Here is a 13460-nt window from a genome sequence, read left to right on the forward strand (position 1 = left end):
TTCACCTCGACATCTGTGTTGTCTGTTCGGGACTCTTCGCGAGCAAGCCCGCTCCCACAGGGGAATGCATTCCAAAAGTGGGAGCGGGCTTGCTCGCGAAGGCCGCGCTTCGGATTTAGAGTGAAGCCAACTCCGGCTCAACCTCGGCAGCCTTCGCCACCTTCAACTGCCGCATCTGCTCACAGCCCCACAACACCCGCTCCGGGGTCGCCGGTGCATCGATTTTCGGTTGATGCTTGTAGTCGCCCAGACTCGCCACCGCATCCTTGATCGCACACCACGACGCGATGCCGAGCATGAACGGCGGCTCGCCCACTGCCTTGGAGTGGAACACCGTGTCTTCCGGGTTCTTGCGGTTTTCCACCAGCTTCACCCGCAGGTCCAGCGGCATGTCCGCCACGGCCGGGATCTTGTAGCTCGCCGGGCCGTTGGTCATCAGTTTGCCCTTGGCATTCCAGACCAGCTCTTCCATCGTCAGCCAGCCCATGCCCTGGATGAAGCCGCCCTCGACCTGGCCGATGTCGATCGCCGGGTTCAGCGAGGCGCCGACGTCGTGGAGGATGTCGGTGCGCAGCATCTTGTACTCGCCGGTCAGGGTGTCAATGATCACTTCGCAGCATGCCGCGCCGAAGGCGTAGTAGTAGAACGGCCGACCCCGCGCCTGACTGCGGTCGTAGAAGATTTTCGGGGTCTTGTAGAACCCGGTGCTCGACAGCGACACCTGGGCGAAATACGCCTGCTGGATCAGCGCTTCAAAAGTCAGGATGTGATCGCGGACCCGCACGTGACCGTTGTGGAATTCCACGTCTTCTTCGCTGACCTTGTACTGGCGCGCAGCAAATTCGATCAGGCGTTGCTTGATGATTTGCGCCGCGTTCTGCGCAGCCTTGCCGTTCAGGTCGGCACCACTGGACGCTGCGGTCGGCGAAGTGTTCGGCACCTTGTCGGTGTTGGTCGCGGTGATTTGCACCCGGTCCATTTCCACCTGGAACACTTCGGCCACGACCTGCGCAACCTTGGTGTTCAAACCCTGGCCCATTTCGGTGCCGCCGTGGTTCAGGTGGATGCTGCCGTCGGTGTAGACGTGGACCAGTGCACCCGCCTGATTGAGAAAACTCGCCGTGAACGAAATACCGAATTTAACCGGGGTCAGTGCCAGGCCTTTTTTCAGGATCGGGCTGTTGGCGTTGTAGCGACGAATCGCTTCGCGGCGCTCGGCGTACTGGCTGCTTTCTTCCAGTTCGGCGGTCATTTCCTCGAGCATGTTGTGCTCGACGGTCTGGTAGTAATGGGTGACGTTGCGCTCGGTCTTGCCGTAGTAGTTGGCCTTGCGCACCGCCAGCGGATCGAGGGCCAGATGACGGGCAATCGCGTCCATCACTTCTTCGATCGCGACCATGCCTTGCGGGCCGCCGAAACCCCGGTAAGCGGTGTTCGACGCGGTGTTGGTCTTGCAGCGATGACCGTTGATGGTCGCATCGCCCAGGTAGTACGAGTTGTCGGCATGGAACATCGCGCGGTCGACAATCGACGCCGACAAGTCCGGCGAGCAACCGCAGTTCCCCGCCAATTCCAGTGCGATGCCGTGCAGGCGGCCGGTGCTGTCGAAACCGACGTCATATTCGACATAGAAGGGGTGACGCTTGCCGGTCATCAGCATGTCTTCGACGCGTGGCAAGCGCATCTTGGTCGGTTGACCGGTGAGGTGCGCGATGACCGCGCACAGGCACGCGGGACTGGCCGCCTGGGTTTCCTTGCCGCCGAAACCACCGCCCATGCGACGCATGTCGACCACGATTTTGTTCATCGAAACGTCCAGCACCTCGGCCACCAGTTTCTGCACTTCGGTTGGGTTCTGGGTCGAGCAGTAGACGATCATCCCGCCATCTTCAGTCGGCATCACCGAAGAGATCTGGGTTTCGAGGTAGAAGTGTTCCTGCCCGCCGATGTGCAGCGTGCCTTGAATACGATGTTCTGCGGTGGCCAGGGCACCGGCCGAATCGCCACGCTGATGGGTGTGGCTGTCGAGCACGAAGTGGCGTTTGCGCAAGGCTTCGACCACGTCCAGCACCGGCTCCAGATCTTCGTATTCGATGATCGCGGCCATCGCGGCTTTGCGTGCGGTTTCCAGGTCTTTCGCCGCAACGGCAATCACCGGTTGACCAACAAATTCCACGGTGTCGATGGCCAGCAACGGATCACCCGGCAGCAACGGCCCGATATCTTTCAAACCGGGCACGTCTTCATGGGTGATGGCGATGCGCACGCCTTCAAAGGCGTAGCAGGGCGTGGTGTCGATGCTGATGATTTTCGCGTGGGCACGGTCCGACAGCCGGGCGTAAACGTGCAGCTGGTTCGGAAATTCCAGGCGATCGTCGATGTACTGCGCTTCACCGGACACATGCTTGGCGGCGCTGTCGTGCTTGACGCTGCGGCCGACACAGGTGGTCAGGTCCTTGGCGAACAGTTCAGCCAGTTCGGCCTGGGTCTTCTCTACGGCGTGATGGTTAGACATAAGCGGTCACCCGAGTCTCGATGTGCGGCGTTTGCAGTTCGATGAAGTATTTGCGCAGCAGGTTTTGCGCGCTGAGCAGGCGATATTCCTTGCTCGCGCGGAAGTCCGAGAGCGGCGTGAAGTCTTCGGCCAGTGCGGCGCAGGCGCGTTCGACGGTGGCGTGGTTGAACGGTGAACCGAGCAACACGGCTTCGCAGTGGGCGGCGCGTTTCGGGATGGCGGCCATGCCGCCAAATGCCACGCGGGCATCAGCTATCACACCGTTTTCAAGGCGCAGATTGAAGGCCGCGCAGACGGCGGAAATGTCATCGTCCAGACGCTTGGACACCTTGTAGGCGCGGAACAGCTGTTCGGCACTGGCACGGGGCACGATGATCTTCTCGATGAACTCGCTTTCCTGGCGCGCAGTGACGCGGTAATCGATGAAGTAATCCTCCAGTGCCAGGGTGCGGCGGGTCTCGCCTTTGCACAGGACGATTTGCGCGCCGAGGGCGATCAGCAGCGGAGGCGAATCACCAATCGGCGAGGCATTGCCGATGTTGCCGCCGAGGGTGCCCTGGTTGCGGATCTGCAAGGACGCGAAGCGTTGCAGCAGTTCGCCGAAGTCCGGGTACTCGGCCTTCAAGGCTTCATAGCAATCGGAGAGGGCGGTCGCCGCGCCGATTTCCAGGCGATCGTCAAAGCGTTCGATGCGCTTCATCTCGGCGACGTTGCCGACGTAGATCATCACCGGCAAGGTGCGGTGGAACTGGGTGACTTCCAGCGCCAGGTCCGTACCGCCGGCCAGCAGCCGGGCTTGCGGATAAGCGTCGTAGAGGTCGGCCAGATCGGCGACGGTCAGCGGCACCAGGCAGCGCTTGTCGCCACTGTTGAGTTCGCCGATATCGGTGGGGGCGATGGCTTTCAGGCGGGCGATGGTGTCGGCTTCGCGAGCATCGAACTGGTCGGGTTGCTGGCCGCAGCAGGACTGCTCGGCGGCGGCGAGGATCGGCCGATAGCCGGTGCAGCGGCAGAGGTTGCCGGCCAGCGCTTCGTGCGCTTTATGCGAATCTGGTTGATCGCTGTTCTTTTGCAGTGCAAACAGCGACATCACGAAACCGGGGGTGCAGAAGCCACACTGCGAGCCATGGCACTCGACCATGGCTTTCTGCACGCTGTGCAGCTCGCCCTGGTGCTTGAGGTCTTCGACGCTGATCAGTTGTTTGCCGTGCAACGACGAAACGAACGTCAGGCACGAGTTGAGGCTGCGATAGCGAATGTGTTCGCGGCCATCGTCATCCGTTTGCAACTCGCCGACCACCACGGTGCACGCGCCACAGTCGCCGCTGGCGCAGCCTTCTTTGGTGCCGGGTTTGCCCACATGGTCGCGCAGATAGTTGAGCACGGTCAGGTTCGGGTCCAGGGCGTGCTCGCTACGGAGTTCCTGGTTTAGTAAAAACTGGATCACGGAAGGCCTCGCAGACTCATTATTGTTGTTAACCGACTTGGACCGAATTTATCAGGTCTGACTTTAGGGTCAATGATTTTCTGACTTAAAGGTCAGGAAATAGCATTTTGTCGATCAACAACCTGTTCCTACATTATTGACCCTCGCGGGATTGCCTGCTTTTTTGCGGGATTCGTGCCAAAAACCGCCGAGTGGGCACTCCGCCATGACCCTTCATGTGCGCTACACTGCGCCGCTTGTGCAGATCGAAGAGTTTGAAGGGACAACCATGACGTTCAAGGCGCCGGACAGCCTCGCCGAGCAAATCGCTCACCACCTCGCCGAACGCATCATTCGTGGCGAAATGAAGCCCGGGGAGCGCATCCAGGAACAGAAGGTCACGCTGGCCCTCAATGTCAGCCGCGGCTCGGTCCGTGAAGCCTTGCTGATCCTCGAGCGCCGCCACCTGATCGCGATCCTGCCGCGACGCGGCGCACATGTGACCGAACTCACCGCACACAAGGTGCAGAGCCTGTGCGCGCTGATGGGCGAGATGTACATCCTGCTCGCCAATGCCGTGGCCACTGGCTGGAAAGTCCAGGCCGACCTGGCGCCGTTCGTGCAGATCCAGCAGCGCCTGACCGCGAGCTACGAGCGCCAGGACATCCATGCCTTCGTCGACGACAGTTTCAATGTGATGCGCGCCACGTACGGGTTTGCCAACAACCCGTACTTGCAGGAAACCGTCGAGAATCTGCAACCGGCCATGAGCCGTGCGTATTTCCTCGCCCTGGAGCAGCGCAAGGCCTCGATGAGCGAGTATCTGGAACTGTTCGAACACTTGCTGGCGGCCGTGATCGCCCGTGACTACGCGCAGATCCGCACCGTGCTGACCGCGTATTGCCAGCGCAGTTGCGATCTGGTGATTTCTGCCCTGACGGACGCTTAAGCGTGCGGCTCAAGTGCATCAAGCTGGCGGGGTTCAAATCCTTCGTCGATCCGACCACGGTGAACTTCCCCAGTAACATGGCGGCGGTGGTCGGTCCCAATGGCTGCGGCAAATCGAACATCATCGACGCCGTACGCTGGGTGATGGGCGAGAGCTCGGCCAAGAACCTGCGTGGCGAGTCGATGACCGACGTCATCTTCAATGGTTCGACCAGCCGAAAACCGGTGAGCCAGGCGAGCATCGAACTGGTGTTCGATAACTCCGACGGCACTTTGCTCGGCGAGTACGCCGCCTATGCGGAAATCTCCATTCGCCGCAAAGTGACGCGCGACAGCCAGACTACTTATTACCTCAACGGCACCAAATGCCGCCGCCGCGATATCACCGATATCTTTCTCGGTACCGGCCTGGGCCCGCGCAGCTACTCGATCATCGAGCAGGGGATGATCTCCAAGCTGATCGAGTCCAAGCCCGAAGACCTGCGCAACTTTATCGAAGAAGCGGCGGGCATCTCCAAGTACAAGGAGCGCCGGCGCGAGACCGAAAACCGCATTCGTCGCACCCACGAAAACCTGGAACGCCTGACGGACCTGCGCGAAGAGCTGACGCGTCAGCTCGAACGCCTGCACCGCCAGGCCGAGGCGGCCAAGAAGTATCAGGAATACAAAGGCGAGGAGCGTCAGCTCAAGGCCCAACTGTCAGCCCTGCGCTGGCAGGCGCTGAACGAGCAGGTCGGCCAGCGCGAAGCGATCATCGGCACTCAGGAAGTCACGTTCGAAGCGCTGGTGGCCGAGCAACGCAACGCCGATGCGAGCATCGAACGCTTGCGTGACGGGCACCATGACCTGTCCGAGCGCTTCAATCTGGTGCAGGGGCGCTTCTATTCGGTCGGCGGCGACATCGCCCGGGTCGAGCAGAGCATCCAGCACGGCCAGCAACGTTTGCGTCAGTTGCAGGACGACTTGAAAGAAGCCGAGCGCGCGCGTCTGGAAACCGAATCGCATCTGGGCCACGACCGCACGTTGCTGCTGACCCTCGGCGAAGAGCTGGACATGCTCACGCCGGAGCAGGAAGTCACCAGCGCCGCCGCTGAAGAAGCCGCCGCCGCGCTGGAAGAATCCGAAACCACCATGCATGGCTGGCAGGAGCAGTGGGACACGTTCAACCTGACCGCCGCCGAGCCGCGTCGCCAATCCGAAGTTCAGCAGTCGCGGATCCAGCAGCTGGAAACCAGCATGGAGCGTTTGGCCGATCGTCAGAAGCGTCTGGGCGAAGAGCGCGCATTGCTTTCGGCGGACCCGGAAGACGCGGCGATCATGGAACTCAGCGAGCAGCTCGCCGCCAGCGAAGCGACGCTGGAAGACTTGCAGGCCAGTGAAGAGGCGCAGGTCGAGCGCCTTGAGCAACTGCGTCAGGAGTTGCAGCAAGCGCTGTCGGCGCAGCAACAGGCCCAGGGTGATTTGCAGCGCCTCAACGGCCGTCTTGCCTCGCTTGAAGCCTTGCAGCAAGCCGCGCTCGATCCGGGCACCGGCACCGCCGAATGGTTGCGCGAACAACACCTGGCGGACCGTCCGCGACTCGCCGAAGGCCTGAAAGTGGAAGCCGGTTGGGAGCTGGCGGTGGAAACCGTGCTCGGTGCCGATCTGCAAGCGGTGCTGGTGGATGATTTCGGCGATTTCGATCTGGCCGGTTTTGCCCAGGGCGATTTACGTTTACTCAGCCCCGCCAGCGATGGCGTGCGTGTGCCCGGCAGCCTGCTCGACAAGGTCGAAGCACAGATCGATCTGTCGCCCTGGCTGGGGCAGGTCAAACCGGTTGAAAGCCTCGAACAGGCCTTGGCCCTGCGCGGTCAGTTGAGCGCCGGTCAGAGCCTGATCAGCCGCGACGGTTACTGGGTCGGTCGACACTTTTTGCGTGTGCGCCGCGCCAGCGAAGCAGAAAGCGGCGTGCTCGCCCGTGGTCAGGAAATCCAGCACCTGACCGTCGAGCGTGAAGAGCGTGAAGCCACGGTCGAAACGCTGGAAACCCAACTGCAAAATCTGCGGGCGCAACAGCGTCAACAGGAAAACGGTCGCGAACATCTGCGCCGGTTGCTGCAAGACGAAGCGCGCCAGCAAGGTGAATTGAAAGCTCAATTGTCTGCCGGTAAAGCCAAGGCCGAACAGCTGACATTGCGTCGTACACGCCTCGACGAAGAACTCACCGAACTGGGTGAGCAACGGGCGCTCGAACACGAAAACATCGGCGAAGCGCGCCTGCAATTGCAGGAAGCCCTCGACGCCATGGCGCTGGACACCGAGCAGCGCGAATTGCTGCTGGCCCAACGCGACAGCCTGCGCGAGCGGCTGGATCGCGTGCGTCAGGAAGCCCGGCAACACAAGGACCACGCGCATCAACTGGCGGTGCGTCTGGGTTCGCTCAAGGCGCAACACGACTCGACGCGTCAGGCGCTGGAACGGCTGGAAATGCAGTCCGAGCGTCTGACTGAAAAACGCGAACAGCTGAGCCTCAATCTGGAGGAGGGCGAGGCACCGCTGGAAGAGCTGCGCCTGAAGCTCGAAGAGTTGCTCGACAAGCGCATGACCGTCGACGAAGAACTCAAGACCGCACAGATTGCCCTTGAAGACGCCGACCGTGAACTGCGTGACGCCGAGAAACGCCGCAACCAGGCCGAGCAGCAATCGCAGTTGATTCGTGGCCAGATGGAAACGCAGCGCATGGAATGGCAAGCCCTGACCGTGCGCCGCAAGACGCTTGAAGATCAGTTGCTGGAGGACGGCTACGACCTGCACGGCGTGCTCGCCACGCTGGTGGCCGAGGCCAGCGAGAAGGAGGCCGAAGAGGAACTCGAACGCATTGCCGCACGCATTCAGCGCCTCGGTGCGATCAACCTCGCGGCCATCGACGAATATCAGCAACAATCAGAGCGTAAACGTTATCTGGATGCGCAGAACGACGATCTGGTGGAAGCGCTCGACACGCTCGAGAACGTGATTCGCAAGATCGACAAGGAAACGCGCAACCGCTTCAAAGATACCTTTGATCAGATCAATGGTGGTTTACAGGCGCTTTTCCCAAAAGTTTTCGGTGGAGGACGCGCCTATTTGGAACTGACGGGCGAAGATCTACTCGATACAGGGGTGACGATCATGGCGCAGCCGCCCGGAAAGAAGAACAGCACCATCCATTTGCTCTCCGGCGGCGAAAAAGCCCTGACCGCATTGGCCCTGGTTTTTGCGATCTTCAAGTTGAACCCGGCGCCATTCTGCATGCTCGATGAAGTGGATGCGCCACTGGATGACGCTAACGTTGGACGCTACGCACGGCTGGTGAAAGAGATGTCGCAGACGGTGCAGTTCATCTATATCACCCACAACAAGATCGCCATGGAAATGGCCGATCAATTGATGGGGGTGACGATGCACGAACCGGGATGCTCGCGTCTGGTGGCAGTGGATGTCGAGGAGGCGATGGCGATGGTGGATGCCTGAGCCCACGCTTGTAGGACAGGTATTTTTAGTCTGTAGGACTTTTTTACTCGCTTCTACTTGCTGGCCAATCGACATATTCGCGCAAGCCATTGTGACAGACGGTGTAAAGTTGCCTTTGGTCGTGCTAGTTTAATGTCAATTTTTCGTATACGTGGGCAAAACGCCTGTCAGAACATAGAGTTGGCGCCACGTTTTAAAGCGGTTTGCGAGTTGTAAACCCCTTATTTTTCAGCATTTTTTATAGAGGCACGGGATTACATGGAAATCGGTCTGCGCGAGTGGCTGATCGTCATCGGCATTATTGTCATTGCCGGTATTCTTTTCGATGGCTGGCGTCGCATGCGCGGCGGCAAGGGAAAACTGAAATTCCGTCTTGACCGGAGTCTGTCCAATTTGCCGGACGAGGACACCAGCGCCGAGCTGTTGGGCCCGCCCCGCGTCCTGGACACCCACAAGGAACCGCAACTGGACGAGCACGATCTGCCGTCGGTGAGCATGCCGGCCCGTGAACCGCGTGAGTCGGGCTCCAAGCGTGGCAAGCGTGGCCACGGCGAACCTTCCCAGGGTGACATGAACCTCAGCCTGGATCTGGACGGCGGCCCGAGCTTCAGCAGCCGTGACGACGATTTCCCGGATGACACCAAGTCCTCGCCGTCGGTGAGCGACAAGGAACAACCGCAAGCCGAAGAAGTGCTGGTGATCAGCGTGATCTGCCGCGACGCCGCTGGCTTCAAGGGCCCGGCGCTGTTGCAGAACATTCTGGAAAGCGGTCTGCGCTTCGGCGAGATGGACATTTTCCACCGCCACGAAAGCATGGCCGGCAATGGCGAAGTCCTGTTCTCCATGGCCAATGCGGTCAAGCCGGGCATCTTCGATCTGGACGACATCGACCACTTCAGCACGCCGGCGGTGAGTTTCTTCCTCGGTCTGCCAGGCCCGCGTCATCCGAAGCAGGCTTTCGACGTGATGGTGGCGGCGGCGCGTAAATTGTCCCAGGAGCTGAACGGCGAACTGAAGGATGACCAGCGCAGCGTACTGACTGCACAGACGATCGAGCATTACCGTCAGCGCATCGTTGAATTCGAACGTCGCGCCCTGACCCAGAAACGCTGATATTGGCCACACCCTGTAGGAGCCAGGCTTGCCGGCGAAGGCGATTTCAAATTCGCCTTCGCCGGCAAGCCTGGCTCCTACAATGATTTGTATAGATTGAGCAGCCTCGGCTGCTCTTTTGCTTTATGAGAGAACACCCATGACCGCCGCCAAAACCCGCATTCTAGAGCTGCGCGCTGAGCTGGATCAGCACAACTATCGCTACCACGTGATGGACGAGCCGAGCATTCCGGACGCCGAATACGACCGGTTGTTCCATGAGCTCAAGGCCCTTGAAGCGGCCAACCCCGACCTTATCACCAGCGACTCGCCGACCCAGCGTGTCGGCAGCGCGGCGCTGTCGGCGTTCACTCAGGTGCGCCACGAAGTGCCGATGCTCAGCCTCGGCAACGCCTTCGAAGAAACCGACATGCGCGAGTTCGATCGCCGCGTGACGGAAGGCCTCGACCTGCCGGCCGGCGACTTGTTTGGCGGCGGGGCGGCGGTGGAATACAGCTGCGAGCCAAAGCTCGACGGCCTGGCCGTCAGCCTGCTTTATCAGGACGGTGTGCTGGTGCGTGGCGCCACTCGCGGCGACGGCACCACCGGCGAAGACATCAGCGTCAACGTGCGCACCGTGCGCAACATCCCGCTCAAGCTGCAAGGCAGCGGCTGGCCGGCGACCCTCGAAGTGCGCGGCGAAGTGTTCATGTCCAAAGCGGGTTTCGAACGGCTCAACGCCACGCAACTGGAAGTCGGCGGCAAGACCTTCGCCAACCCGCGCAACGCGGCGGCGGGCAGTTTGCGACAGCTGGATTCGAAGATCACTGCCAACCGCCCGCTGGAGTTCTGCTGCTACGGCATCGGCCAGGTTTCGGCAGACATTGCCGACACGCACATCGGCAATCTGAAGCAGCTTCAGGCGTGGGGCATGCCCATCAGTCGCGAGTTGAAACTGGCGCACGGTATCGATGAGTGCCTGGATTACTACCGTGACATCGGCGAGCGCCGTAATGGGCTGGCCTATGAAATCGACGGCGTGGTGTTCAAGGTCAACAGCATCGCCTCCCAGCGTGAACTGGGTTTCCGCGCTCGCGAGCCGCGTTGGGCGATTGCCCACAAATTTCCAGCCATGGAAGAACTCACCGAGTTGCTCGACGTGGAATTCCAGGTCGGTCGTACCGGTGCGGTAACGCCCGTGGCGCGCTTGAAACCGGTCAAGGTGGCAGGCGTTACCGTGGCCAACGCGACGCTGCACAACATGGATGAGGTCGCGCGTCTGGGGCTGATGATTGGCGACACCGTGATCATCCGCCGCGCGGGCGATGTGATTCCGCAAGTGGTGCAAGTGGTCATGGAACGCCGTCCGGATGATGCGCGTCCGGTGCAGATTCCCGAGAAGTGCCCGGTCTGTGGTTCCCATGTCGAACGCACGCAACTGGTCAAGCGCAGCAAGGGGCGCGAGACCGTCAGTGAAGGTGCGGTGTATCGCTGCGTCGGGCGACTGGCCTGCGGTGCGCAGCTCAAGCAGGCAATCATTCATTTTGTCTCGCGTCGCGCGATGGACATCGAGGGACTGGGCGATAAAAGCGTCGAGCAACTGGTCGATGAAGGCCTGGTGAGTTCGCCGGCCGATCTGTATGCCCTGAAGTTTGACGACATTGTCGATCTGGAAGGGTTTGCCGAGCTGTCGAGCAAGAAATTGCTCAGCGCTATCGAAGACAGCAAGAAACCCAGCCTGGCGCGGTTTATCTACGCCCTCGGCATTCCCGATGTCGGCGAGGAGACGGCCAAGGTGCTGGCGCGCTCTCTCGGCTCGCTGGAGCGGGTTCAGCAGGCATTGCCGCACGTGCTCACGTACTTGCCGGATGTCGGCCTGGAAGTGGCTCACGAGATCCACAGCTTCTTTGAAGATGCGCATAACCGGCAGGTGATCGCGGATCTGCTCAAGCATGGCTTGCAGATTCAGGATCAGGGCGACCTGGGCGCCGAGTTTGCGGCGAGCACCACGCTGGGCGGTTTCCTCGACAAGTTGCACATTCCTTCGGTCGGACCGGGCGGGGCGCAGAAACTGGCGGACAAGTTCGGTTCGCTGGAAGGCGTGTTCAGCGCTGACTGGCTGGACATGCGGCAGGCGCTGCCGGAGAAACAGGCCAATTCGGTCCGCGAGTTTTTTGCAGTTGCGGACAATCGCCAGATCGCTGAAGCCGCCGAAAAGCAGTTGCGCGATTTTGGCATGCACTGGCAGAGCGAGAAGAAGGTCGTCGAAGGACTGCCGCTGGCCGGGCAGACCTGGGTGCTGACCGGCTCGCTGGAATTGATGAGCCGTGACGTCGCCAAGGACAAGCTCGAAAGCCTCGGGGCCAAGGTGGCAGGGTCTGTGTCGGCCAAGACCCATTGCGTGGTGGCCGGGCCGGGTGCCGGTTCCAAGTTGGCCAAGGCCAATGAGCTGGGGTTGAAGGTGCTCGATGAAGAAGCGTTTGTCGATTTCCTGAAAACACACGGCATCCCGGTCTGACACAAAACCTGTGGCGAGGGGATTTATCCCCGTTCGGCGACGCAGTCGTCGCAAAACCGGTGCCCGCAATCTGTCTGTGATAATGCAATCGCCGGATTTGGGGCTGCTGCGCAGCCCAACGGGGATAAATCCCCTCGCCACAAAAGCAATGCACACCAGTGTGTTTATCGTGGGAACGATCTTCCCGCGGCAATGATCTAGTCTTGGCAAGCCCCAGGGAGAGATCGCCATGCACCGCTTCTTCGAACAGCTCAGCTCGCGTATTGCCGCCCCCTTCATCGGCGAGCGTTCGCGCAACAGCAAGGTCTGGCATTGCCGTTGTGGGCAATCGCTGTTCTTTCGTAACAGCCAGTGCCTGGCGTGTTCGGCGGCGTTGGGTTATCAGCCTGAACACAGTCGTTTGTCGTCGCTGCAACCCGGCTTGCAGGCGGACACCTGGATTCTCGACGCCGATCCCGACGCCGGTGTGTTCCGTCGCTGCGCCAATCTCGATTCCCCGGCCGCGTGCAACTGGCTGTTACCGGCCAACGACCATGATGGGTTGTGTATCGCCTGTAGCCTGAATCGCACCATTCCCGATTTAACGATTCCTGAAAATCACGAACGCTGGCGCAAGGTCGAGACTGCCAAGCGTCGCCTGGTTGCGCAGTTGGTCAGCCTGGGTTTGCAGGTCATCCCCAAAACCGTAGACGAAGAGGCCGGCCTTGCCTTCGATTTCATTGGCGTCGACCTCGAAGGCAAACCACCGACCACCGGCCATGCCAACGGCCTGATCACCCTCGATATCAAGGAAGCCGACGACGCCCATCGCGAGCAGGTCCGGGTGCAAATGCACGAACCGTATCGCACATTGCTCGGGCACTTCCGTCATGAAGTCGGGCACTATTATTGGGATCGGCTGATCGCTGACAGCCCGTGGCTGGAGCCGTTTCGCAACCTGTTTGGTGACGAGCGCGCGAGTTACGCCGATGCCCTTGATCGCCATTACCAGCAAGGCGCGCCGCTCGACTGGCAGCAACAGTTCGTCAGCGCCTACGCCACCATGCATCCATGGGAAGACTGGGCGGAAACCTGGGCGCACTACCTGCACATGATGGATGCGGTGGACACTGCCCTCGGTTTCGGCATGAGCGCGCGGGAAATGGATTTCGACTACCAGCCCTTTCCGTCCACAACACTCTACGATCCGCAGCATCCCGGCGGCGCGGCGTTCCTGTCCTTCGTCAATGCCTGGATCGAGCTGGCCGGCATGCTCAACGAACTGTCGCGCAGCATGGGGCAACCGGATTTCTATCCGTTCGTTTTGCCGCCGGCGGTGATCGCCAAGTTGCACTTCATTCACCTGGTGATCCAGCAGGAGGGTGGCAGGGCGGATGAGGTGTTGGCGCAATAAGATTTTCAGGCGTATCGCATGTCCTTGAAGCCGTTCATGTTTTTTAATCCACCCGAACGGTTGTAACTTCGTCTCA

7 protein-coding genes are annotated in these 13460 nt (G+C 60.5%); 5 read left to right on the forward strand and 2 right to left on the reverse strand.

The features are described 5' to 3' along the window. Positions 1 to 115: 115 nt before the first annotated feature. Both xdhB and xdhA read right to left on the reverse strand, forming a co-directional pair. Complete coding sequence (gene xdhB, locus J2Y86_RS27540; protein WP_253438993.1) at positions 116 to 2515, reverse strand: xanthine dehydrogenase molybdopterin binding subunit; 2400 nt, start codon at positions 2513 to 2515, stop codon at positions 116 to 118. Continuing rightward, positions 2508 to 3962 carry a xanthine dehydrogenase small subunit gene (gene xdhA / locus J2Y86_RS27545; RefSeq protein WP_253438996.1) on the reverse strand — a complete coding sequence of 485 codons (1455 nt, stop codon included), beginning with the start codon at positions 3960 to 3962 and terminating at the stop codon, positions 2508 to 2510. Before xdhA ends, xdhB begins: the two co-directional genes overlap by 8 nt. Positions 3963 to 4230: 268 nt before the next feature. Between xdhA and J2Y86_RS27550 the strand changes: the two genes are divergently transcribed. From J2Y86_RS27550 to J2Y86_RS27570, 5 genes are all read left to right on the forward strand, one after another. Further along, complete coding sequence (locus J2Y86_RS27550; RefSeq protein ID WP_253440462.1) at positions 4231 to 4890, forward strand: GntR family transcriptional regulator; 660 nt, start codon at positions 4231 to 4233, stop codon at positions 4888 to 4890. 2 nt (positions 4891 to 4892) lie between these two features. Then, positions 4893 to 8381: a chromosome segregation protein SMC gene (smc, locus tag J2Y86_RS27555; RefSeq protein WP_253438999.1), complete on the forward strand. Its 3489-nt coding sequence runs from the start codon at positions 4893 to 4895 to the stop codon at positions 8379 to 8381. A gap of 258 nt (positions 8382 to 8639) precedes the next feature. Next, a complete protein-coding gene (gene zipA / locus J2Y86_RS27560; RefSeq protein WP_109628880.1) occupies positions 8640 to 9494 on the forward strand; it encodes a cell division protein ZipA in 855 nt (284 codons plus the stop codon). Between the two features lie 139 nt (positions 9495 to 9633). Next, positions 9634 to 11991: an NAD-dependent DNA ligase LigA gene (gene ligA, locus J2Y86_RS27565; protein ID WP_253439002.1), complete on the forward strand. Its 2358-nt coding sequence runs from the start codon at positions 9634 to 9636 to the stop codon at positions 11989 to 11991. Positions 11992 to 12220: 229 nt separating this feature from the next. Then, on the forward strand, positions 12221 to 13384 hold the full coding sequence (locus J2Y86_RS27570; RefSeq protein WP_253439005.1) for a zinc-binding metallopeptidase family protein: 1164 nt from the start codon (positions 12221 to 12223) through the stop codon (positions 13382 to 13384). The last annotated feature ends 76 nt before the right edge of the window (positions 13385 to 13460 follow it).

It is taken from the genome of Pseudomonas migulae (assembly GCF_024169315.1).
Classification (GTDB): Bacteria; Pseudomonadota; Gammaproteobacteria; order Pseudomonadales; family Pseudomonadaceae; genus Aquipseudomonas; species Aquipseudomonas migulae_B.

Bases quoted from the DNA above. Each gene is read 5' to 3' on its own strand.
- xdhB (WP_253438993.1), bottom strand. From the start codon at position 2,515: ATGTCTAACCATCACGCCGTAGAGAAGACCCAGGCCGAACTGGCTGAA.
- J2Y86_RS27550 (WP_253440462.1), top strand. From the start codon at position 4,231: ATGACGTTCAAGGCGCCGGACAGCCTCGCCGAGCAAATCGCTCACCAC.
- zipA (WP_109628880.1), top strand. From the start codon at position 8,640: ATGGAAATCGGTCTGCGCGAGTGGCTGATCGTCATCGGCATTATTGTC.
- ligA (WP_253439002.1), top strand. From the start codon at position 9,634: ATGACCGCCGCCAAAACCCGCATTCTAGAGCTGCGCGCTGAGCTGGAT.
- J2Y86_RS27570 (WP_253439005.1), top strand. From the start codon at position 12,221: ATGCACCGCTTCTTCGAACAGCTCAGCTCGCGTATTGCCGCCCCCTTC.